At 69.3% G+C, this 22,176-nt stretch carries 17 protein-coding genes; 13 read left to right on the top strand and 4 right to left on the bottom strand.

Features of this window, described 5'->3' with window-relative positions:
* Window positions 1–5 precede the first annotated feature (5 nt).
* The 6 genes from kdpF to AC3IYJ_RS33590 all read left to right on the top strand — a co-directional run bounded on the left by kdpF (window position 6) and on the right by AC3IYJ_RS33590 (window position 7,934).
* Window positions 6–95 carry a K(+)-transporting ATPase subunit F gene (kdpF, locus tag AC3IYJ_RS33615; protein ID WP_042817481.1) on the top strand — a complete coding sequence of 30 codons (90 nt, stop codon included), beginning with the start codon at window positions 6–8 and terminating at the stop codon, window positions 93–95.
* Between the two features lie 6 nt (window positions 96–101).
* Entirely contained in the window at window positions 102–1,781 is a 1,680-nt protein-coding gene (kdpA, locus tag AC3IYJ_RS33610; protein ID WP_489398269.1) for a potassium-transporting ATPase subunit KdpA, read from the top strand.
* Window positions 1,778–3,877 carry a potassium-transporting ATPase subunit KdpB gene (gene kdpB, locus AC3IYJ_RS33605; RefSeq protein ID WP_489398268.1) on the top strand — a complete coding sequence of 700 codons (2,100 nt, stop codon included), beginning with the start codon at window positions 1,778–1,780 and terminating at the stop codon, window positions 3,875–3,877. Before kdpA ends, kdpB begins: the two co-directional genes overlap by 4 nt.
* A gap of 7 nt (window positions 3,878–3,884) precedes the next feature.
* Entirely contained in the window at window positions 3,885–4,601 is a 717-nt protein-coding gene (locus tag AC3IYJ_RS33600; RefSeq protein ID WP_489398267.1) for a potassium-transporting ATPase subunit C, read from the top strand.
* 98 nt (window positions 4,602–4,699) lie between these two features.
* Complete coding sequence (locus tag AC3IYJ_RS33595) at window positions 4,700–5,383, top strand: response regulator (protein WP_489398266.1); 684 nt, start codon at window positions 4,700–4,702, stop codon at window positions 5,381–5,383.
* Window positions 5,384–5,390: 7 nt separating this feature from the next.
* A complete protein-coding gene (locus tag AC3IYJ_RS33590; protein WP_489398265.1) occupies window positions 5,391–7,934 on the top strand; it encodes a DUF4118 domain-containing protein in 2,544 nt (847 codons plus the stop codon).
* A 43-nt stretch (window positions 7,935–7,977) separates the two neighbouring features.
* Here AC3IYJ_RS33590 and AC3IYJ_RS33585 read toward each other — a convergent pair whose 3' ends face one another.
* Entirely contained in the window at window positions 7,978–8,304 is a 327-nt protein-coding gene (locus AC3IYJ_RS33585; RefSeq protein ID WP_489398264.1) for a hypothetical protein, read from the bottom strand.
* 659 nt (window positions 8,305–8,963) lie between these two features.
* Between AC3IYJ_RS33585 and AC3IYJ_RS33580 the strand changes: the two genes are divergently transcribed.
* From AC3IYJ_RS33580 to AC3IYJ_RS33555, 6 genes are all read left to right on the top strand, one after another.
* Window positions 8,964–9,788 (top strand): hypothetical protein, encoded by an 825-nt coding sequence (locus AC3IYJ_RS33580; protein WP_489398263.1) that lies wholly within the window; start codon window positions 8,964–8,966, stop codon window positions 9,786–9,788.
* 259 nt (window positions 9,789–10,047) lie between these two features.
* Window positions 10,048–11,499: an RNB domain-containing ribonuclease gene (locus tag AC3IYJ_RS33575; protein WP_489398262.1), complete on the top strand. Its 1,452-nt coding sequence runs from the start codon at window positions 10,048–10,050 to the stop codon at window positions 11,497–11,499.
* A gap of 225 nt (window positions 11,500–11,724) precedes the next feature.
* A complete protein-coding gene (locus tag AC3IYJ_RS33570; protein WP_489398261.1) occupies window positions 11,725–12,129 on the top strand; it encodes an SseB family protein in 405 nt (134 codons plus the stop codon).
* The gene (locus AC3IYJ_RS33565; protein WP_489398260.1) at window positions 12,129–12,695 is read left to right on the top strand and encodes a hypothetical protein; all 567 of its coding nucleotides are present in this window, start codon (window positions 12,129–12,131) and stop codon (window positions 12,693–12,695) included. The genes AC3IYJ_RS33570 and AC3IYJ_RS33565 overlap by 1 nt, the downstream gene beginning before the upstream one ends.
* Window positions 12,695–17,425: a putative T7SS-secreted protein gene (locus tag AC3IYJ_RS33560; RefSeq protein ID WP_489398259.1), complete on the top strand. Its 4,731-nt coding sequence runs from the start codon at window positions 12,695–12,697 to the stop codon at window positions 17,423–17,425. The genes AC3IYJ_RS33565 and AC3IYJ_RS33560 overlap by 1 nt, the downstream gene beginning before the upstream one ends.
* Before the next feature lie 13 nt (window positions 17,426–17,438).
* The gene (locus tag AC3IYJ_RS33555; protein WP_489398258.1) at window positions 17,439–18,191 is read left to right on the top strand and encodes a hypothetical protein; all 753 of its coding nucleotides are present in this window, start codon (window positions 17,439–17,441) and stop codon (window positions 18,189–18,191) included.
* A 623-nt stretch (window positions 18,192–18,814) separates the two neighbouring features.
* On the opposite strand, the gene AC3IYJ_RS33550 is transcribed toward AC3IYJ_RS33555, so the two are convergent.
* Window positions 18,815–20,341, bottom strand: coding sequence for a hypothetical protein (locus tag AC3IYJ_RS33550; protein WP_489398257.1), 1,527 nt, complete (start codon window positions 20,339–20,341; stop codon window positions 18,815–18,817).
* A gap of 299 nt (window positions 20,342–20,640) precedes the next feature.
* Here AC3IYJ_RS33550 and AC3IYJ_RS33545 point away from each other — a divergent pair, with 299 nt between their 5' ends.
* Complete coding sequence (locus AC3IYJ_RS33545) at window positions 20,641–20,775, top strand: hypothetical protein (RefSeq protein WP_489398256.1); 135 nt, start codon at window positions 20,641–20,643, stop codon at window positions 20,773–20,775.
* A gap of 352 nt (window positions 20,776–21,127) precedes the next feature.
* Here AC3IYJ_RS33545 and AC3IYJ_RS33540 read toward each other — a convergent pair whose 3' ends face one another.
* Together AC3IYJ_RS33540 and AC3IYJ_RS33535 are read right to left on the bottom strand one after the other, a co-directional pair.
* Complete coding sequence (locus tag AC3IYJ_RS33540) at window positions 21,128–21,358, bottom strand: hypothetical protein (RefSeq protein ID WP_489398255.1); 231 nt, start codon at window positions 21,356–21,358, stop codon at window positions 21,128–21,130.
* A 257-nt stretch (window positions 21,359–21,615) separates the two neighbouring features.
* Window positions 21,616–22,167 (bottom strand): TetR/AcrR family transcriptional regulator, encoded by a 552-nt coding sequence (locus AC3IYJ_RS33535; protein WP_489398254.1) that lies wholly within the window; start codon window positions 22,165–22,167, stop codon window positions 21,616–21,618.
* Between the last annotated feature and the right edge of the window lie 9 nt (window positions 22,168–22,176).

The following is a 22,176-nucleotide window of genomic DNA, read 5'->3' as shown; positions in this document are numbered from 1 at the left end:
AAGCTGTGACCGTCGAAAACATCGTCGGCCTCGTCGTGGCCGTCTCCCTACTGGGTTACCTCGTCCTCGCCCTTGTGTACCCGGAGAGGTTCTAGCCACCGATGAGCCCCGTTCTCGCTGGTGTGCTCCAGCTCCTCGCACTGATCGCCGCACTCGCGCTGGCCTACCGTCCGCTCGGCGACTACATGGCCCGCGTCTACTCCTCCGAGAAGCACTGGAAGCCGGAGAAGTGGATCTACAAGGCCATAGGCGCCAACCCCTCGGCCGAGATGCGCTGGCCCGCGTACCTGCGCGGCGTCCTCGCCTTCTCGGCGGTGAGCGTCCTCTTCCTCTACGCCCTCCAGCGCGCCCAGGGCGTACTGCCCGGCTCGCTCGGTTTCGTCGCGATCGACCCGGACCAGGCCTTCAACACGGCCGCCTCCTTCGTCGCGAACACCAACTGGCAGTCCTACGCCGGCGAGCAGGCCATGGGCCCGCTCGTCCAGACCGGCGGCCTGGCCGTGCAGAACTTCGTCTCGGCCGCGGTCGGCATGGCCGTGGCGGTGGCCCTCGTACGGGGCTTCGCGCGCTCCCGTACCGGTGAGCTCGGCAACTTCTGGTCGGACCTGGTGCGAGGCACCGTCCGCATCCTGCTGCCGATCTCGTGGATCGGCGCGCTCGTCCTCGTCGCCTGCGGAGTCATCCAGAACTTCTCCGGGATCCACGAGGTCGGCCAGTTCCTTAATGGGCACAGCATGAACGGCACCCAGCAGTGGAACGGCGGCGCGGTCGCCTCGCAGGAGGTCATCAAGGAGCTGGGTACGAACGGCGGCGGCTACTTCAACGCCAACTCCGCCCACCCCTTCGAGAACCCCACCCCGTTCTCGAACCTCTTCGAGATCTTCCTGATCCTGGTCATCCCCTTCTCGATGACCCGCACCTTCGGCCGCCTGGTCGGAAACCTGCGCCAGGGCTACGCGATCCTCGCGACCATGGGCGTCATCTGGGTCGGTTTCACCGCGCTGATGATGTGGACGGAGTTCAGCCACCACGGCCCGGCGCTCCAGGCGGCCGGCGGGGCGATGGAGGGCAAGGAGACCCGCTTCGGCATCGGCGCCTCCGCGATCTTCTCGGTCGCCACCACCCTCACCTCCACGGGCGCGGTCAACTCCTTCCACTCCTCCTACACGGGACTGGGCGGCGGCATCCAGCTGCTGGGCATGCAGCTCGGCGAGATCGCACCCGGCGGCGTCGGCTCCGGCCTCTACGGCATGCTGATCATGGCGATCATCGCGGTGTTCATCGCCGGTCTGATGGTCGGCCGGACCCCCGAGTACCTGGGCAAGAAGATCGGCACCCGCGAGATCAAGCTCGCCGCCTGCTACATCCTCATCACCCCCGCGCTGGTCCTCTGCTTCACCGCCGCCGCCATGGCACTGCCCACCCCGGGCAATTCGATGACGAACTCCGGCGCGCACGGCTTCTCCGAGATCCTCTACGCCTACACCTCGGGCGCCAACAACAACGGCTCGGCCTTCGCGGGTCTGAACGCCGACACCCAGTGGTTCAACAGCACCATCGGCATCGCGATGCTGCTGGGCCGCTTCCTGCCGATGGTCTTCGTCCTCGCGCTGGCCGGCTCGCTGGCCGAGCAGAAGCCGGCCCCCGAGACGGCGGGCACGCTCCGTACCGACAAGCCGCTCTACGCGGGCCTCCTCGTCGGCACGATCGTCATCATCACCGGCCTCACCTACTTCCCGGCCCTGGCGCTGGGTCCGCTCGCCGAAGGGCTCGCATCATGAGCACCGCCACACCTACGAGGGCTCCCCACCAGGACGTGCCCACCAGCCACAAGCCGGACAGCGGCCGCGTCGGCGGCGGCCTCTTCGACCCCAAGCAGCTGCTGAAGTCCTTCCCGGACGCGGTCCGCAAACTGGACCCGCGGATCATGATCAAGTCTCCGGTCATGTTCGTCGTCCTGATCGGCTCGGTCGTCACCACCGTCCTGGCGGTCAAGGACCCGACCGACTGGTTCGGTTGGGCGATCACCGGCTGGCTGTGGCTGACCACGGTCTTCGCCAACCTGGCGGAGGCGGTGGCCGAGGGACGCGGCAAGGCCCAGGCCGACACCCTGCGCAAGGCCAAGACCGACACCGTCGCGCGCCGCCTGAACGGCGCCGTCGAGGAAACCGTCCCCGGCACGGAGCTCCGCATCGGCGACCTCGTGGTCTGCGAGGCCGGAGACATCATCCCCGGCGACGGAGACGTCGTAGAAGGCGTCGCCTCCGTCGACGAATCCGCCATCACCGGCGAATCGGCCCCCGTCATCCGCGAGTCGGGCGGCGACCGCTCCGCCGTCACCGGCGGCACCAAGGTCCTCTCCGACCGCATCGTCATCAAGATCACGACCAAGCCCGGCGAAACCTTCATCGACCGCATGATCGCCCTCGTCGAAGGCGCGGCCCGCCAGAAGACCCCCAACGAGATCGCCCTCAACATCCTTCTCTCGTCCCTCACGATCGTCTTCCTGCTGGCAGTCGTCACCCTCCAGCCGTTCGCGATCTACGCGGGCGCCGAGCAGTCGATGATCGTCCTGACGGCCCTGCTCGTCTGCCTCATTCCCACCACCATCGGCGCGCTGCTCTCCGCGATCGGCATCGCGGGCATGGACCGACTGGTCCAGCGCAACGTCCTGGCCATGTCCGGCCGCGCGGTGGAAGCCGCCGGCGACGTCTCGACGCTGCTCCTCGACAAGACCGGCACTATCACCCTCGGCAACCGCCAGGCCTCCGAGTTCGTACCGGTCAAGGGCACCACCGAAGCCGATCTCGCCGATGCCGCGCAGCTCTCGTCCCTCGCGGACGAGACTCCCGAGGGCCGCTCGATCGTGGTCCTCGCGAAGGAGAAGTACGGACTGCGCGAACGCCACCAGGGCGAGCTGTCGCACGCCACCTGGATCGAGTTCACCGCGCAGACCCGGATGTCCGGTGTGGACGTGGACGGCAGGAAGACCCGTAAGGGCGCGGCCGGTTCGGTCATCACCTGGGTCAAGGAGCAGGGCGGCCACGTCTCCGACGATGCCGACCTCCTCGCCAACCGGATCTCCGAGGCCGGCGGTACGCCGCTCCTGGTCGCCGTCGAGGACGAGAAGGGCGCGCGCATCCTGGGTGTCATCCACCTCAAGGACGTGGTCAAGGAGGGCATGCGCGAACGCTTCGACGAGCTGCGGCGCATGGGCATCAAGACCATCATGATCACGGGCGACAACCCGCTGACCGCCAAGGCCATCGCGGAGGAGGCAGGAGTCGACGACTTCCTCGCGGAAGCCACCCCCGAGGACAAGATGGCCCTCATCAAGCGGGAGCAGGCCGGCGGCAAACTCGTCGCCATGACCGGCGACGGCACCAACGACGCCCCGGCGCTCGCCCAGGCCGACGTCGGCGTGGCCATGAACACGGGCACCTCGGCCGCCAAGGAGGCCGGGAACATGGTGGACCTGGACTCCAACCCCACCAAGCTCATCGAAATCGTCGAGATCGGCAAGCAGTTGCTGATCACCCGCGGTGCGCTGACCACCTTCTCGATCGCCAACGACGTCGCGAAGTACTTCGCGATCATCCCGGCCATGTTCGCGGTGGTCTATCCGGGCCTCGACAAGCTCAACGTCATGGGCCTCCACTCCCCGCAGTCCGCAATCCTCTCGGCCGTCATCTTCAACGCCCTGATCATCATCGCCCTGGTCCCCCTCGCCCTCAAGGGCGTCCAGTACAAGCCGACCAGCGCGGACAAGATGCTCCGCCGCAACCTTGGCCTCTACGGCGTGGGCGGTCTGATCGCCCCGTTCATCGGCATCAAGGTCATCGACCTGCTCATTTCCCTCATCCCCGGAATCGGCTGAGACGACCATGAACAACTCTGTAGGAAACACCGCTCGGTTGATCGGGGCGGGCCTCCGGGCCCTGCTGGTTCTGACCGTGGTCTGCGGGGTGATCTACCCCCTCGCCGTGACCGGCATCGCCCAGGTCGTCTTCAACGACCAGGCCAACGGCTCCGAGATCAAGGACAAGGGCGGCCAGGTCGTCGGATCCTCCCTCATCGGCCAGAGCTACAACCTGCCCGAGCAGGACCCGAACGACGCGAAGGAAGCCGCCAAGCCTGACCTCAAGTGGTTCCAGCCGCGCCCCTCCAACGGCCTCGGCGCCAACTCCGTCAACACCCAGTACTCGTTGATCCTCTCCGGCGCCACCAACCGCTCCGCCGACAACGGCGCCGTCGACGGCAAGTGCACCGACCGGGCGGAGGAGGGCACCCTCTGCGCCCAGGTCCTCGCCGCCAAGGACGCCGTCATCATGGACAACTCCACCGCCACGTACAAGGTCAAGCCGGAGGACGTACCGGCCGATGCCGTCACCTCCTCCGGCTCCGGACTCGACCCGGACATCTCCCCCGCGTACGCCAAGCTCCAGATCCACCGGATCGCCGAACAGAACAAGCTTGACGTCCAGCAGGTCGAGAAGCTCGTCGCCGGCCACACCACCGGCCGCACCCTCGGCTTCATGGGCGAACCCCGCGTCAACGTCCTCGAACTCAACATCGCGCTCAAGGCACTGACCAAGAGCTGATGTTCCCCGTAGCAGGGGCCCGGAGCCGGCGGGACGCGGCATGTTCGCGTCCCGCCGGCTCCGACCCGTATCCATCGACAGAGGAAGGCCCCACACCGATGATCAAGGTGCTGGTGGTGGAAGACGACGCCCAGCTCGTCCGCGCGCTCAGGATCAACCTGGAGGCACGGAAGTTCGGGGTGGAGACGGCTACCGACGGACACACCGCTCTGAGGCTCGCGGCCGTCCGCAAGCCGGACGTCGTCCTGCTCGACCTCGGCCTGCCGGACATGGACGGCATCGACGTGATCAAGGAGGTACGGGAGACCAGCGGCGTGCCGATCCTGGTCCTCTCCGCCCGGCACACCTCCGAGGAGAAGATCCGCGCCCTGGACGCGGGTGCCGACGACTACGTCACCAAGCCGTTCAGCATGGACGAGCTGCTCGCCCGGCTGCGGGCCGCCGTCCGCCGCCGGGAGGTCGCGGCTCCCGCGGACGAGGTCGCAGTGGTCACCACCGAGGACTTCACCGTCGACCTCGTCGGGAAGAAGGTCCTGCGCAACGATCGCAGCGTGCGGCTCACTCCCACCGAGTGGCACCTCCTGGAGATCCTCATCACCAACCCGGGGCGGCTGATCAGCCAGCGCAGGCTCCTGCTCGACGTCTGGGGACCGACGTACTCCGAGCACACCAACTACCTGCGGGTCTACATGGCCCAGCTGCGCCGCAAGCTGGAAGCGGACCCCTCGCACCCGAGGTACCTGATCACCGAGCCCGGCATGGGCTACCGCTTCGAGGAATGAAGTAGCAATGGGACGCGGCAAGTTTCGCATCTACCTGGGCTCCGCCCCCGGCGTCGGCAAGACGTACGCGATGCTCTCGGAGGGCCACCGCAGGGTGGAGCGCGGCACCGACCTCGTGGTCGCCTTCGTGGAGCACCACAACCGCCCCCGCACCGAAGTGATGCTGCACGGCCTGGACCAGATCCGGCGGCGCGAACTGGAGTACCGGGGCGCCGGCTTCACCGAGATGGACGTGGACGCGGTCCTCGCGCGGCGCCCCGCCGTCGCGCTCGTCGACGAGCTGGCCCACAGCAACATCCCCGGCTCGCGCAACACCAAGCGCTGGCAGGACGTGGAGGAGCTGCTCCAGGCCGGCATCGACGTCGTCTCGACGGTCAACATCCAGCACCTGGAGTCGCTCGGCGACGTGGTCGAGTCGATCACGGGCGTCCGGCAGCGCGAGACCGTGCCCGACGAGGTGGTGCGCCGGGCCGACCAGATCGAGCTGGTCGACATGTCCCCGCAGGCCCTGCGCCGCCGCATGGCCCACGGCAACATCTACAAGGCCGACAAGGTCGACGCCGCCCTGTCCAACTACTTCCGGCCCGGCAACCTGACCGCCCTGCGCGAACTCGCCCTGCTCTGGGTCGCGGACCGGGTCGACGAATACCTCCAGGAGTACCGGGGCGAGCACAACATCCGCTCCACCTGGCAGGCCCGCGAGCGGATCGTCGTCGGCCTCACCGGCGGCCCGGAAGGCCGCACCCTCATCCGCCGGGCGGCCCGTCTCGCCGAGAAGGGCTCGGGCGGCGAGGTCCTGGCCGTCTACATCGCCCGCAGCGACGGACTGACCGCGGCCTCGCCCAAGGAACTCGCCGTCCAGCGCACCCTGGTCGAGGACCTCGGCGGCACCTTCCACCACGTCATAGGCGACAACGTCCCCGACGCACTGCTGGAGTTCGCCCGCGGGTGCAACGCCACCCAGATCGTCCTCGGCGTCAGCCGACGGCGGTCCTGGCAGTCCGTCTTCCGCCCCGGCGTCAGCGCCACCGTCGCCCGCGAGTCCGGCCCGGACCTCGACGTCCACATCGTCACCCACGACGAGGCCGCCAAGGGCCGAGGCCTGCCCGTCGCGCGCGGCGCGCGGCTCGGAAGGCTCCGGGTCGTCTGGGGCTGGCTGACGGGGGTGGCGGGCCCCGCCCTGCTCACCGTCCTGCTGAACGAGCTCGTGCCCGACCTCGGGCTCGCCAACGACATGCTGCTCTTCCTCGCCTTCACCGTGGCGGCGGCCCTGCTCGGCGGGCTGCTGCCCGCCCTGGCCTCGGCTGCCTTCGGCTCCCTGCTGCTCAACTACTACTTCACCCCGCCGCTGCACGAATTCACCGTCTCCGACCCCAAGAACATCGTCGCCATCGCGATCTTCGTGGGCGTCGCGGTGTCCGTCGCGTCCGTGGTCGACCTGGCCGCCCGCCGCACCCACCAGGCCGCCCGGCTGCGCGCCGAGTCCGAGATCCTCTCCTTCCTCGCAGGCAGCGTCCTGCGCGGTGAAACCGCCCTCGACGCACTGCTGGAGCGGGTGCGCGAGACCTTCGCCATGGAATCCGTGGCGCTGCTGGAGCGCGGTACCGACGTGGATCCGTGGACCTTCGCGGGCAGCACCGGGCGCGATCCGGTGACCCGCCCCGAGGACGCGGACGTCGACATGCCGATCGGCGAGAACATGGCGCTGGCCCTCACCGGCCGGGTGCTGCCGGCCGAGGACCGGCGCGTGCTGGGCGCCTTCGCCGCGCAGGCGGCCGTCGTGCTCGACCGGCAGCGCCTGGTGGGCGAGGCGGAGGAGGCGCGCCGCCTCGTCGAGGGCAACCGGATCCGTACGGCCCTGCTGGCCGCCGTCAGCCACGACCTGCGCACCCCGCTCGCCGGCATCAAGGTGTCCGTCACCTCGCTGCGCTCCACCGACGTGGAATGGTCGGAGGAGGACCGGGCCGACCTGCTGGAGGGCATCGAGGACGGCGCCGACCGCCTCGACCACCTGATCGGCAACCTCCTCGACATGTCCCGCCTCCAGACCGGCACCGTCGTCCCGATCATCCGCGAGACCGATCTCGACGAGGTCGTCCCGATGGCCCTGGCCGGAGTCCCCGGTGACAGCGTGGTCCTCGACATCCCCGAGACCCTGCCCATGGTCGCCGTCGACCGCGGCCTCCTGGAACGGGCCGTCGCCAACATCGTCGAGAACGCGGTCAAGTACAACCCCGGCGGTGAGACCGTCCTGGTGTCCGCCAGCTCCCTCGCCGAGCGCCTCGAACTGCGCGTCGTCGACCGCGGACCCGGCGTCCCCGACGAGGCCAAGGACCGGATATTCGAACCCTTCCAGCGCTACGGGGACGCACCCGCCGGCGCCGGGGTGGGCCTCGGCCTGGCCGTCGCGAGGGGCTTCCTCGAAGCCATGAGCGGCACCCTCACCGCCGAGGACACCCCCGGTGGCGGCCTGACCATGGTGATCACCCTGCCCGTGAAGGCCGGCACCCCCCTGTCCCGCCCCGACCTCCCGGCGGACGCCACGACATGACCGTCGCAGTGCCCGGAGGGAGTTCGCCCGTGGAGGAGCGGCCTCAGCCGCCCCGCCCGGCCCGCCCGCCCCGCCCGGCCCGCCGCGGATGCTGGGCCCGTGTGATCAGGACCAGGCCGAAGAGGAGACCCACGACGCCGGGCATGTTGACGGCGGACCGGTAGGCGGAGTCGACCGCCAGGAGGCCGACCAGCTGGACGCCGAGCGCGGCAGCGACCAGCAGCTGGGCCCAGCCGAACAGGCGCGGGCGGACGATGTACCGGCGCTGCCAGGGCAGCAGCCGGCCACGGCCGAGCACCGCCGCACCGGACGCGGCGAGCAACAGCGCCACCACACCGATGGGTACCGAGACGTACAGGCCAAGGCTCATGTCGACCCTCCCGCTTCCATGGGCGCGATCATGCCAGGCGGCCTCGGGCTCGACCGATGGAGGGGTGGCGGAGAGGGGGCCTTGTCCGGCAGGGCCCCTCGGGCGTGCGCTGCGGACGTCACCTGACGGACACGGCCCCGAGCGTGCGGCGCGACTGGTGGCAGGACGCCCTGTCATGGCAACGAGAGATGCCAGCGACGAGGCGTACGTCGTCGGGTTGTGCGAGCGGATCCTCCGGGAGAACGCCCTGACGCAGCACAGGTTCGACTGGCTGCTCGGAGATCCCGGGTCAGGCGGCCGACGGGTCCAACTGCCGGTCGACGCCTACTGGCCGGGCCATCAGCTGGCGGTCGAGTACCGCGAACGGCCGCCAGGACCCGCACACGCGCTACGGCCTCGTCGTGCCGTCCTCCTCCCTCAAGGCCGCCGCACGTGTCCCGACCCGGGTCCGGCAGCTCCTGCGCATCGATGTGTACGAGGTGACGGATGACGACCGGGTGTGCCTGCTGACCGACTGAGAACTGAAGGTCGAGATCCGCGAGCATGCTGGAGATCGCACCCCGCCCACCCTGCCCGAGTGCGAGAATGCGGCTCTTGGCCGTGGAGCGCATTGGCTCAGGGTGGGGCAAAAGCACCGGCGAAGCGGAGCGGGGGTTGCCGTGGCATTGGCCATGTGTCCACTGTGCAGCGACGACGAGGACATCGCGGTGGTCCGCACGTTCGACGGCGCACATCGGCTCGTGCGGCACCGGTGCGGTTTCGAATGGGAGCACAGGGACCCCGCGCCCACCGTCCCGCACCGGGACCCGCTCCGCTCCTTCCAGGACCTCAAGGCCCGTTTCCCGAACGCCGGGGACGTCGACCGCGAGCAGCTGGAGCGCGTGACCCGGCTGAAGGAGCAGTACCTCGCCGGCAAACCGGACCTCGCCCCCGACGTGGCGGCCTACTGGTCGAAGTACCAGCAGATCTTCTCCCCTGACGGGCTGTGGACCTGCGACCCCAGAGCCCTCAAGGACTTCGCCAACTCCGAGGTCGGGGCCCGCCCCGGCAATCAGGCCACTTTCAACTCCGCGTGGAACAACATGGGCGACATCGCAGCCGCGAAGGCGACCCGCCAGACGATCGAGTACCTCCTGCACGGACCTTCCGACATACCGCTCGAAGACCGGCTCGAGCACCTGCTGTCCGGCACCAAGCCGTTCGCCATGACCGGCTTCAAGGAAGCCCTCCTCACGAGGGTCCTCTGCGTGACGCACCCCGACCGCTTCCTGACGATCCTGAAATACACGACCGAGGCGGGCGGCAAACGCGAGATCGCGCGGATGGTCTACGGCCTGGAGCTGCCGTCCCCCGAGTCGGTGAACTGGACCCGCGGCCGGCTCATCCTGTGGAGCAACGACCTCCTCCTCGACCTCGCCGGCGAGGGATTCGCCAACCGCCAGCACGCCGCGGCATTCCTGTGGTGGGCCAAAGACCAGCCCTGAGGGCGACGGGCAGCACGACCAGGATTCCGTCGACCATTGAGCGCGCACGGCCTCCGCGGGCGGGGCACGAGGTCCACAGGTCGCCGGCGTAGGTGAACGGCGACAGCACCAGGCCACCACGCCCCATGCCGGACCTTTGGGCGTCCGCCGTCGCCCGAGGCCGCACTGCCCCTCCCCCGACGGCATCGTGGTTGCAGGGCCTCCCCCGACCGGACACGCTCACCGTGCCCGCCCGTGGCCCCAGACCTACGCTCGGGGCATGCGAAGCCGCCAGATGCACATGTCCGACGAGGCCCAGGCCGCCCTGCTCTCCGCGCTGCAGGAACTCCGGACGGAACTGAAGATCCCCACGAAGTTCCCCAAGCGCGTGCTCGCGGCGGCCGACGAGGCCGTGGCCAAACCGCAGCCGCCCGCCGAGGACCGCACCGACCTGCCGCTGTTCACGATCGACCCGCCGACGTCCAAGGACCTCGACCAGGCCATGCACCTGGAGCGGCGGGCCGGCGGCGGATACCGCGTGTACTACGCCATCGCCGACGTGGCCGCCTTCGTCGAGGCCGGCAGGCCGCTGGATGCCGAGTCCCACGACCGGATCGAGACGCTGTACTTCCCCGACCTCAAGGTCCCCCTGTATCCGCCGGGCATCTCCGAGGGACCGGCGAGCCTGCTGCCCGACCAGATCGTGCCGGCTCTGCTGTGGCAGCACGACCTCGACGCCTACGGCAAGGTCACCGCCTCGTCCGTGGGCCGGGCAAAGGTCCGCAGCCGGGCGAAGCTCCACTACCAGGGCGTCCAGCAGGCCATCGACGCCGGAACGGCCGAGGAGCCCATCGCGCTGCTGCGCGAGATCGGCAAGCTGCGGGAGGCCGTCGAGGCCGACCGCGGCGGGATCTCGGTGAACCTGCCGGACCAGGAGGTCACCCTCGAGGACGGAACGTTCCGGCTGAGCTACGTGGCCACGCTGCCCGTGGAGGGCTGGAACGAGCAGATCTCCCTCATGACCGGGATGGCTGCGGCCCAGATCATGCTGGACAGCGGTACCGGGATCCTGCGGACGCAGAAGGAGACGTCCGATCAGAACGTGGCCCAGCGCGTGCACGACATCGCCACGTCACTGGGCATCGATTGGCAGGCCAACCTCTCGTACGCCCAACTGGTACGCAAGCTCGATCCGAACGACCAGAAACACATGGCCTTCCTCAGCGAAGCCACGGCGATGCTGCTCAGAGCCAAGTACACCGTCTTCCGCGACCACCAGATCCCGGACGACAAGATCCACGCGGCCATCGCGGCCCCTTACGCCCACTGCACTGCTCCGCTCCGGCGCCTGGTCGACCGGTACGCCGGTGAACTGTGCGTGGCCGCGTGCGCCGACAAGGCCCCGCCGGACTGGGTGCTGGAGGCCCTGTACTGCCTGCCCTGCGACATGGAGCGGGGGAAGGGGAAGGTGGCCGACCGTGATTCGGTGGACCTGGCAGAGGCCGCAATGTTGCAGAACCGCGTGGGCGAGGTCTTCGACGTCACGATCATCAACACCGAAAGGGAAGTCGGCAGTCCGAAGGATGGCACGGCGCACCTGGCGGAGCCCGCCGTAATGGGCAAGATCACGTCGGGCACACCCCTCGAGCTGGGCGCGAGCGTCCGCGCCGAGCTCAAGCGCGCCGACCCGTTCTTTGTCGGCAAGCAGAAGATCCTCTTCAGAGCGGTGTAGCGGCCCCTCACCCGCGCACTGCGGTATTCGCCGTGCCGGGAGTTGCGGCTCGCGCCGGTGAAGACGACCGCCCGCGAGGCCCGGGTATCCAGGCGAAAGAGGCGGGCGACCAGCCGTCCCCTACCCGTAGCGGCCCGCGACCGACGGGGGAGCCTGCCGGCGTTTGGGTGATCGGGGTTACCGTTTCCTCTTCGGACGTTGATCGTGCGGAGGGGGCACAACGTCATGGGGCTGACCGCAGAGATAGCCGCTTACCGGGAGGGCCGGGGGGATCCTGGGCGTTTGGTGGGGGAGTTCCGGCGGGCCGTTCTGCTGGTTCCGCTCGCGGACGGCCCCGAGGGCGGTCTGATGTCGGCGGTGTCGGGGGGCATCCGGTGGGTGTACGCGTTCACGGACGAGGCTGCGTTGGCGCGGTTCGCGGAGGCGCGCGGGGAGTCGGGCCGGGAGTGGGAGTACCTGTCGGTGCTGGGTGCGCGCCTGGTGGATGCGGTGGTTCCGATGGCGGGCGGTCCGGCGGGTGTGGCGGTGAACGTGGCGGACGAGGACGGGTCGATGTTCTTCCCGCCGGTGGTGGGGATCGTTCCCGAGGGCAGTGCCGTGGATCTGACGGCGGACGGGGAGGCGGCCTGATGGCAGGGGACGGGGATCTCGAGGTTTCGCCGGCGGCGGTCAAGAACATCCAGGACGGTCTGCGGGCGGCGATCGGGGAGTTGCGGGAGTCGGGGGATGCGGCCGGGGCTTCGATGGGTGCGGGGTTCGAGAGCCTGTCGATGACGGGTATGGAGGCCGGGCACGCGGGTCTGGCGACCGATTTCGAGGACTTCTGCGAGCGCTGGGAGTGGGGGGTGCGCAGTCTGGTGCAGAACGCGAGCACGCTGGCCCAGTCGTTGGGGATCGCGGCGGGCACGGTGTGGGAGGAGGAGCAGTACCTCCAGGGCTCGTTCAAGGTGGTTGTGAACGCTGCCGCGTTCGGCAATCCGCACGCGAGTGAGGACGAGATCGAGCAGAAGTCGTGGGGGGACATTTTTTCCGCTGACACCTACATGCCCGATTACAGCTCGGAGTCCTTCGAGAAGAGCGGCGAGGACATCAGGAAGACCTGGTCGGACACGGGGGAGAAGCTGACGTCCAGCGGGAAGATCGGCTCGTTGAAGGATCTGCTGGAGCAGGCGAAGCGTGACGGGGGCGGTCGCTGATGGGCTGGCGGGATTTCGTACCGGACGTCATCGAGGACGGCGTCGAGAAGGGTGCGGAGAAGGTCGGCGACGCGATCGAGTGGGCCGGTGACAAGACGGCCGACCTCGCCGAGGACGTGGGTCTGGACGATGCGGGCGACTGGATCCGTGACAAGAGCCGTTCTGCCGCCAACCAGCTCGGCGCGGACGTGGCGGAGTTGGAGCTGGGGCAGACCGAGGATCCGAACAGGCTGGTCTACGGCAGTGTGTCGAAGATCCGTGCGCAGGTGTCCCACCTGAACGACTTCAAGGCCTCGTTCGACAAGGTCGGCAACGGTCTGAAGGGGATGGGGGAGCCGGACGGGCTGAAGGGCAAGGCGGCGGACTCGTTCCGGGAGGCGGTGGCGAAGGAGCCTCCGCTCTGGTTCAAGGCGGCCGAGGCGTTCGGGAAGGCCGCGGACGCGATGGGCCGGTTCGCGGAGACGGTGGAGTGGGCGCAGAACCAGGCGAAGGAGGCGTTGGAGGAGTACAACAATGCCAAGAAGGTCTCCACCGACGCCCGCAACGCGCACAACAAGCTGGTCAGCGCCTACAACGATGCGCTGAAGGCGAAGAAGGACACTCTGCCGCCCCGTCCCTCGGAGCACTTCACCGACCCGGGGACCGGGCTGGCGACGGCGGCGCAGGACAAGCTGGACACGGCCCGCAAGCAGCGCAACGACGTCGCGGAGACGGTCCGTACGGCGGTGCGTGCGGCGCGGGACGCGGCCCCGCCGAAGCCCTCGTACGCGAAGCAACTCGGCGACGGCATGGACTACATGGACCTCGCCAAGACCCACCTCGCGGGCGGTGTCCTCAAGGGCACGGCCGGTCTGGTGAACTTCGCCCGCGCGCTGAACCCGGTGGACCCCTACAACCTGACGCACCCCGCCGAGTACGTGACGAACCTGAACTCGACGGCCGCGGGTCTGGTCACCATGGCCAACGACCCGCTGGGCGCGGGCAAGCAGATGCTCGACGAGTTCATGAAGGACCCCTCCGAGGGCCTCGGCAAGATGATCCCGGAGCTCGTCGGATCCAAGGGCCTGGGCTCCCTCAAGAAGATCGGCTCCGCCGCCAAACACCTCGACGACCTCGACGACTTCAAGGGCCCGGGGCGCCGGACGCTCTCCGTTGCCCCGGGCGACGCCCACAAGACCCCGGACGCCGACCGCGACGTGGACGGTGACCCGGTGGACCTCTCCACGGGCCGGATGTTCCTCCCCCAGACAGACGTCGCCCTGCCCGGCATCCTGCCGCTGGTCTTCACCCGCCGCACCGAATCCGGCTGCACGGTCGGCCGCTTCATGGGGCCCGCCTGGACGTCCACCGTCGACGAACGGTTGGAGATCGACCCGGTGGGGGTCCTCCACGTCACCGCCACAGGGCTGCTCATCGCGTACCCGCACCCCGCCCCGGGCATACCCACCGGGCCCGAAGGCGGTGGAGCCCGTACGCTGCTCACCCGCGACGCGGACGGCGACTACACGGTCACCGAGCCGGACAGCGGCCTGGTCCTCCACTTCGCAGCCCCGGCCAGGGGCGAACCAGGGGGCGACGGCGAAGCCTGGCTGTCGGGCATCACCGAACGCAACGGCCACCGCGTCACCGTCGAACGGGACGAGGACGGCCTGCCGTCGGCCCTGGTGCACTCGGCGGGCCACCAGCTGAACCTGTCCGTCACCGACGGCCTGGTCACCGCCCTGTCCCTGGCCGGTGCCGGCGAGGGCGGCAGAGACCTGCCCCTGATGGGATACGGCTACGAGGACGGCAACCTCATAGCGGTCACCAAGCCTTCGGGCGCCACCACTGCCTTCGTGTACGACGATCGCCGCCGCGTCACGGCCTGGATCGACTCCAATGCCAGCCGCTACGACTACGTCTACGACGACCTCGATCGCGTCGTGGCGGAGGGCGGCGAGGCCGGCCACATCCAGATCGCCCTGTCGTACGGCGAGCCGGACCCGCGGACAGGTCACCACACCACCACGGTCACCACCCCCGACGGGAACGCGACCCGCCACCTGTTCGGGCCCGGCCGCAAGGTCCTGGCCGTCACCGACCCGCTCGGCCACAGCACCCGCTTCACCTACGACCCGCGCGGAAACCTCCTGACCCGCACCGACCAGCTGGGCCTCACGACCGTCTTCTCGTACGACGAGGACGGCCGCATCGTCCGCGCGATCCGCCCCGACGGTAGCGAACTGCACAACGTGCGCGGCCCGTTCGGTCTGCCCGTGGAAGTTTTCGGGCCGGACGGCGCACGCATGCTCCACGAGTACGACGAACGCGGCAACCGCACGGCGGTCACCGACCCGGCCGGCGCCACCACTCACTACACCTACGACGACGCGGCCCGGCTGACCTCGCTCACCGACGCCGCCGGGGCCACGACCTACGTGGTGTGCGACGTGGCGGGGCTGCCCGTGGAGGTGACCGACCCGAGCGGCGCCGTGACCCGCACGGAGCGGGACGCCCTCGGCAGGCCGGTCCGCATCACCGATCCGATGGGCGGGGTCACCCGCCTGGGATGGGATGCCGACGGGCAGCTCGCCCGACGCACCGGCCCCGACGGCGCCACGGAGACGTGGACGTATGACGGCGAGGGAAACCTGCTCTCCCGTACCGACGCGTCCGGTGGGGTGACCCGCTTCGAGTACACCCACTGCGACCTGCCGGTCGCCCGCACCGGCCCCGATGGCGCGCGGTACGAGTTCGAGCACGACTCCGCCCTGCGCCTCACCCGAGTCACCAATCCGCACGGGCTGACCTGGACGTATACGTACGACGCCGCCGGCAACATCGTCTCCGAGACCGACTTCGACGGCCGCACCCTCACCTACCGGCTGGACGCCGCGGGCCGGCTGGCCGCCCGCGTGGACGCGCTCGGCGGGACCATCGCGTTCGAACGCGACCGGCTCGGCCAAGCGGTCCGCAAGGACGTCGACGGCCAGGTGACGGCCTACGTCTACGACAGGGCCGGACGTCTGCTGGAGGCAGCCGGACCGGACGGGGAGCTGCGCTACCAGTACGACCGACGCGGACGCACCAAGACCGAACTGGTGGACGGCCGCCCCATCAGCTACGCCTACGACGGTGTGGGCCGCCGCACGCGCCGTACGACACCCACCGGGCACGTCACCTCCTACACCTACGGCGCCGACGGACATCCCCACCGGCTCACCACCGGCAGCAAGTCGGTCGAGTTCACCCACGACGCCGCCGGTCGCGAGCTGGCCCGGGTCTTCGGAGACGCGATCACCGTGGCTTCCGCCTGGGACGAGGCAGGACGGCTCTGCGAGCAGCACATCATCGCCGCGGGGCGCGCCGTCAACAGCCGCGCCTACGGCTACCGCACCGACGGTCACCTGACGTCCGTCGCGGACCGGCTGTCGGGCACCCGTACCTTCGACCTCGACCGGGCGGGCCGGGTCACCGCCGTCCACGCCCAAGGCTGGACGGAGCAGTATGCCTACGACGAAGCGGGCAACCAGACCTCGGCGTCCTGGCCCTCCGGACACCCCGGCGGCGAGGCCACCGGACCGCGCGCCTACGCCGGCACCAGCCTCACCCGCGCCGGAGACGTCCGCTTCGAGTACGACGCCCTCGGCCGGGTCACCTTGCGACAGAAGACCCGACTCTCCCGCAAGCCTGACAACTGGCGCTACACGTGGGACTCGGAGAACCGCCTCACGGGCGTCACCACCCCCGACGGGACCCGCTGGAGGTACCGCTACGACCCGCTCGGCCGCCGCACCGCAAAGCAGCGACTGGCAGCCGACAGCGAGAGCGTGGTGGAGGAGGTCCGGTTCACCTGGGACGGCCTCACCCTGTGCGAACAGACCACCCACCAGCCGGACCAGCCGAACACGGTCGCCCTCACCTGGGACCACCGCGGCGACGCCCCGCTGGCCCAGACCGAGCGCATCCTCACGGCCGACGACCGCCAGCAGGAGATCGACCGCCGCTTCTTCGCGATCGCCACCGACCTCATCGGCACCCCCACCGAACTGATCCACGAGTCCGGCGACATCGCCTGGCGGTCCCGGGCCACCTTGTGGGGAACCACCGCCTGGGCCCGCGACAGCAGCACCTACACCCCGCTCCGCTTCCCGGGCCAGTACTACGACCCCGAGACCGGCCTCCACTACAACCTCTTCCGCCACTACGACCCCGAAACCGGCCGCTACACCTCCCCGGACCCCCTCGGCCTGGCCCCCGCCCCGAACCCCGTCGCGTACGTGTCAAACCCGCACAGCGGGTCCGACCCGCTGGGCCTCATGCCCAAATACACGAAGGAGGAGAAGGCCCAGCAGCGACTCGACAAGGTCGTGGACGACGTCATCGACAGGGCACAGAACGGCGGGTTCAAGAAGCACAGCGACTACCACGGGGACGACATGCACGCCTTCCCCGAAGATCGGGCCGTGGAGATCCTGAAGAACCCGGACGCGGTGTACCAGACGACGGGCACGACCCCGAAGCTCATCTTCCGCCAGGGTGAGGACATTGTCGTGGTTCACGGACCCGGCAGCAGCCAAGGCCAGGCCATCACGGCGTACGGGCCATCGGGGATCAAGGGCGACTCGGGGGCGACGGCGCTCGGAGGCAACCCGACGGACCCGCATCCTCCGATTACCCACGAAGACATCGTAAAGGGCAGGATTCCCGCCAAGAACGGCTACATGGCTCCAGGAGTACAGATCAGATGAGGCAGCAGACACCATGAATCTGGGTTTCGACGGCGGCTGGCGCGCGACCGTGACGGACGAACCGCTGCGCATCACCCCCCGCTTCACGGGTGACTCCGTGCGCGTCGTGCAGTACGCGGACAAGAAGGAGCGTGAGCGGTTCGTCCTGGACACCTTTGGCAGCCAGCACTTCATGTGGGACTTCCCTGACGTCTTCCGGTTCGACAAGAACAGCCGGCAGCTGGTCGGGGCCGAATTCCAGATGCCGTACACGTCCCCTCACTGCGAGAGCACCGACCGTGTTCCCGCCATGCCCGCGCTACGCAGCGGCGGGCTCCGCGCGGACGAGGTCCAGGACTTCCGGCACGAGATGTGCCCGGTGCTGTGCCGTGTTCCCGGGGACACCGTGCTGACCTGTCTGCGTGACCTCGACGTCCTGGACGAGCCGCTGGCAGCCCGCATCGGCATCGCACCCGACCTGGCGCTCCTGATCCAGCACGACGCCGTGGTCGGCTGGAGCCTGACGGATCCGGCGCAGTACCTGACCACCGGGTACACCGACCCGGACCCCAACCCGCCGGCCCCTGCCACCCGCCGGCTGCTCACCGAATGCCTGGACCTCGTCACCGATCCGCTGATCTACGACGTGGAGGACCAGGATCCGGCCGCCCTGGCCCGGCTGCGGGCCGCCGACGAGGCCCTGCGCGATCAGCCCGAGGACCGCCACCGCGCCGATGCCCTGACCGCGCTGATCTCCAATCTGGTGGAGACCTACGGGAACTGGTGACGGTCGGTGGGGAAGTCGAGGCGCACCGTCGCTCCGGGTTTCCGCTTGTAGGCGTCGACGAGGCAGATCGATTGCGAGGCGTCGGGTCACTGGCCTCACTTCCCGCAGCCGGTCGCGTTCGCCGGCGTCTTCCCCGCCGGTGCCTCGTTCACGCCTCGGGCGTGCGGCCACGCCGCGAGCGCCGGCATTCCGGCATTCCGGCATTCCGGCATGGAAAAGGCCGCTCTCTCACGGATGAGAGAACGGCCTCCGACCTGCTTTTCCGCATGGTCGGGACGACAGGATTTGAACCTGCGACCCCTTGACCCCCAGCAGTGCGGTTCACCCGGATTATCTGCACATAACAGACTTAATCCGGGCGTAAGTTGTGCGTGGGGAGGGCTATCGTGCGCCATCGCGCAGACCGTGTGGTCCCCAACTGGTCCCCAAGATGCCACCCTTGCCGCCGGGCCCGTCACGCCCAGGTCGCCTAAGGGAAGCAGCTCAGGAAGTGTTGTGGCGCCGCATCTTCTCGGCTCGGCGTCGCAGGTCCCGGACGACCTCACGCCAACGCCACGGGCCGTCGGAGCCCCAGTCCTCCTGCCCGCCAGGCTCCCAGTCCGCCGCCGCCTCCAGCTGCTTGGTTACAGCATCCAGGTCGACGGGGACGCGGTACGTACGTTCGTCGTCAAGCTGCCCTGCGATGTCGTGTAGGCGGTGGGCAGCGCGGTAGTGAGCTGAATGTCGGTCAGCCGGCGTACGGCGTAGCCGCCGCACTTGCTGCACCAGTCCCAGTCATCACGGGCCAGCAGGTCGGACACAGTCAGGAGATCGTCGCTCGCCGCAAGGCCTCGATCCCGTGTGTGCCTGCAGAGGGGTGAGTGCCCCTTGCCTTCGAACCTGGGATCCGCGTTCGTGGCGTAGATCTGCGCATGCCCCAGGACACCCAGTGGAAGGCTGCTGCCGCTGCGCCAGCGGTCCGCGCTGGGCGGCCGAAACGGCGAGAGGTCCAAGGGAGCAGGCGCGAGCAGGCCCTCCCACACCGCGAGGGGCAACGTGCCGGAGCGGCCGGTATCGAGGCTCCGCAAGTCGGGGACACCACGCGCCATGGCGAGCAGGCGCAGGTTGTGTTCCTTCTCGCGCTCCTGATACGTCCGCCGGACAACTTCCCGCGCCCCGGCCACGAGGCCCAGGTCAGCGCCGAAGTGGCTGTCCTGCCGCACATGGTCGTGGCCCGCGGACAGGACACCGTCAGCGTCTGGAGCGGGGGCGACCCCCTTGGTCCACGGACTAATCACGCTCTCGGGGAGGTCCGACGCGCCCGCGACGATGACGCCGAGCCAGCCCTGGGCAAGTCGCCTCTCAATGACCTCGAGAGGCAGAGCCTCCGCTCCCCCGCTCGGCGAGAAGACGATGTAGAGCTGGTCGGCAGCGTACGAGAAGTTCCGAAGCGCCCGGAGGTGAGCGGGGGTAACGGGCTGGCGGTCGAAGACAGGGGTGTCGTCGAAGACCCCGGGCCGGACGGAGTCCGGCTGCTCTTGGGGGCCCGCTTCAGTAGCCACGGCTTCGGAACCGCCCGGCTCGCACGCGAGGCTGCCCGAGGGGTCCAGGAGTCTGTCTGCGACGAGGGTAGGGACTCTCAGCGTCAGCGTGCGCCGACCCCAGTCGGCGGTCACGGTCCACGTCACCACCACGCCAAGGGTCCACCGATCCAGGCCGGCCAGGACATCGGGCGCACCGCCGCGCGAAAGCTTCTCCGTGGCCTCGGGCAGGCGCGCCGTGACCCACACCGCCGGTGTCGCATCTGTGGCCGCAGCGGCGGTGCGGGCTTCGTCCTCCCAGGACTGGATCAGGCGGGCGGCTCCTTCCAGAGCTTCCGCGTACCCCTTCTTGTTCGACCTGATGCCGCGCACGAGGTCATAGCGGCTGACCGACCGTGATCCCGGTCCTTCCCAGCCCCGCTCCGCCGAGTACTGCCACTGGCTCCAGAGCGCGTTCAGGCCTGTGGAGATCCTGCCGCTGTTGCCGAGCACCGCGAAGGCAGGATCGTCGATCGGCAGCGAGGGCTTCTCCAGCGTCGCCGCCGCAGCGGCAACGACGAGACCGGCCGGCTCCACGAAGAGGGCCACCTGTACCCGCAGAACCTCGAGGTAGCTCTCCTTCCCCGACACGTGCGGCCGAGTCCGTCAGCCAAGGAAAATGGGCGATGACTGCCTGCGCCTTGTGAAGGCTCTGGGCTGCGTGCCGCCAGCGGGACAAGACCTGCTCCTGCAGCTCTTGGGCCTCCCTGCGCGCTTCCCAACGCCCGTCCTCCTCCTCATCATCGTCCTCATCCGCAGCGCCCCTTTCCGAGTGCAGAAGATCGGCTGCAGCTCGCACCTCGTCCTGGGTCCAGTACACGTCCTCGTCCGGCTCCGCATAGGCCTGCAGCTGGTGGAGCAGTCCCGCTCCACCGAGCGCATTCATGAAGATGCCCAGCCCGGATGACGGCCTGACCCTCGGCCCCCAGTCCGCACAACCGGAGCAGAACCTGTCCACCACGTCCGCGTTCAACGGGACCTCGGTCCAGCGAGTCCACGAGTGCGCCGTGCACCGGCGTGCGTGACGGCGAGACAACTCCCTCCAGGCCTCGAAGGGATCCGCTGCCGGCCCTCCCGATCACACCACCGGATCGAACCCAATGTGGACACGAGCGGGCGCTGCCCCTGCAGCAAGGACCGCGCTCCATCTGGCCATACCCGGCAGGGGCTCATGTCGCCAGGTTTGGTCAGCCTCACGGGCTGGGGATGCGCCTGTAGAGCTTTGACCACCGGATGTGGAGTGGTGAGCCGTGCCAGTACGCCCCGTTCGTCGCGCGCGCCTGCCCAACGTGCGCAAAGCCGCCCGCGCGGGGAGCGGGGGCATTGCGGCACAGGTGCGAACACGGTCGGGACTGTGCAGCCGCTCGGCCGATCGACTCAGTGCCAGTACTGATCAGGGGCGGCCACAGGGGCGATGCCGGCCAGGCCGCCGGTGAGGGATCCGCCCACCAGCATGAGTGCGGGCGTACCGAACTCGGGGACAAGCACGTCCGTGATGGCGTGGCTGAACCTGGGTTCGAAGCCTGTGTCTGCGTACGCCGAAGAGGCGGTTCCGATCACGGCCCCCGCGAGGGTGAGAGCGGCAATTGCGCGCGTGGTGTTGTTCATTCCCTGCCAACGGTCTTGAGCTGTCAGGGGCACGCGCTGCCCATGGCCCCGCCGGCACAGTGCCGCGCATACACCGGGGCCGACGCGGCGGGGACGGCAGCGTGAGCGGTACTGGTCACCGTAAGCGCAGCCCCGACAGGGGCGAGCGCGCCGGAAGTGCGCTTGCCGACTGGCGGGGTGCCTGCGGTGGTCGATCGGAAAGCGAGATGCGCCCCGTCGGCCGCGCGCCGACCTGACCGCCTCCGGACGGCCTGTCGTCAGCACAGGTTGAACGATGCGCAAAGGGTGTCGAACGCGTTCTGGGCCCGCCGCCGGTCCCCCGAGGTGACGAGATCGAGCAGCAGGCCCCGGACGGAACACGCGAGGAGGTGTGCCTGGCTGCCGGCTGTCGCTTCGTCCAGGCCCTCGCGGATGCCCAGCTCTCGCAGGACGTCGGTCCAGTTGGCGAGGGAGTCGATGAAGTCCCGGTAGGGATCGGGCTGCTGGGCGGCGAGGCCGAGGACGTAGAAGAAGTTCCTGATCCGGGCATCGGAGCCCGGCGAGGAGTAGACCTCCCACAGCAGTCGCGCCACCTCTGCCCGGGTGGAGTTCGGCGCGTCGGCGAAATACTTCTGCCGCTCCTCCGCGCCGAGTCGCTGGAGCACGTCGGCGAGGAGCCGCTCGCGGGACCCGAAGTGGTAGATGAGCATCCGATGGCTGGTGCCGATCGCTTCGGCGAGGCCCCTGAGAGACACATCTGCCATGCCGCGCTCCCCGACGTGGGCGACGGCCTTGGTGAGCAGCTCGTTACGAGACTCTTGACGACTCATGTACCAATG

It is taken from the genome of Streptomyces sp. GL_140, assembly GCF_057834465.1.
This window is presented reverse-complemented; position numbering and strand designations above follow the sequence as displayed.

Bases quoted from the DNA above. Each gene is read 5' to 3' on its own strand.
- AC3IYJ_RS33585 (WP_489398264.1), bottom strand. From the start codon at position 8,304: ATGAGCCTTGGCCTGTACGTCTCGGTACCCATCGGTGTGGTGGCGCTG.
- AC3IYJ_RS33540 (WP_489398255.1), bottom strand. From the start codon at position 21,358: ATGAACAACACCACGCGCGCAATTGCCGCTCTCACCCTCGCGGGGGCC.
- kdpA (WP_489398269.1), top strand. From the start codon at position 102: ATGAGCCCCGTTCTCGCTGGTGTGCTCCAGCTCCTCGCACTGATCGCC.
- AC3IYJ_RS33535 (WP_489398254.1), bottom strand. From the start codon at position 22,167: ATGAGTCGTCAAGAGTCTCGTAACGAGCTGCTCACCAAGGCCGTCGCC.
- AC3IYJ_RS33570 (WP_489398261.1), top strand. From the start codon at position 11,725: ATGGGGCTGACCGCAGAGATAGCCGCTTACCGGGAGGGCCGGGGGGAT.
- kdpB (WP_489398268.1), top strand. From the start codon at position 1,778: ATGAGCACCGCCACACCTACGAGGGCTCCCCACCAGGACGTGCCCACC.
- AC3IYJ_RS33595 (WP_489398266.1), top strand. From the start codon at position 4,700: ATGATCAAGGTGCTGGTGGTGGAAGACGACGCCCAGCTCGTCCGCGCG.
- AC3IYJ_RS33600 (WP_489398267.1), top strand. From the start codon at position 3,885: ATGAACAACTCTGTAGGAAACACCGCTCGGTTGATCGGGGCGGGCCTC.
- AC3IYJ_RS33565 (WP_489398260.1), top strand. From the start codon at position 12,129: ATGGCAGGGGACGGGGATCTCGAGGTTTCGCCGGCGGCGGTCAAGAAC.
- AC3IYJ_RS33545 (WP_489398256.1), top strand. From the start codon at position 20,641: ATGCCCAGCCCGGATGACGGCCTGACCCTCGGCCCCCAGTCCGCACAA.
- AC3IYJ_RS33575 (WP_489398262.1), top strand. From the start codon at position 10,048: ATGCGAAGCCGCCAGATGCACATGTCCGACGAGGCCCAGGCCGCCCTG.
- AC3IYJ_RS33555 (WP_489398258.1), top strand. From the start codon at position 17,439: ATGAATCTGGGTTTCGACGGCGGCTGGCGCGCGACCGTGACGGACGAA.
- AC3IYJ_RS33560 (WP_489398259.1), top strand. From the start codon at position 12,695: ATGGGCTGGCGGGATTTCGTACCGGACGTCATCGAGGACGGCGTCGAG.
- AC3IYJ_RS33590 (WP_489398265.1), top strand. From the start codon at position 5,391: ATGGGACGCGGCAAGTTTCGCATCTACCTGGGCTCCGCCCCCGGCGTC.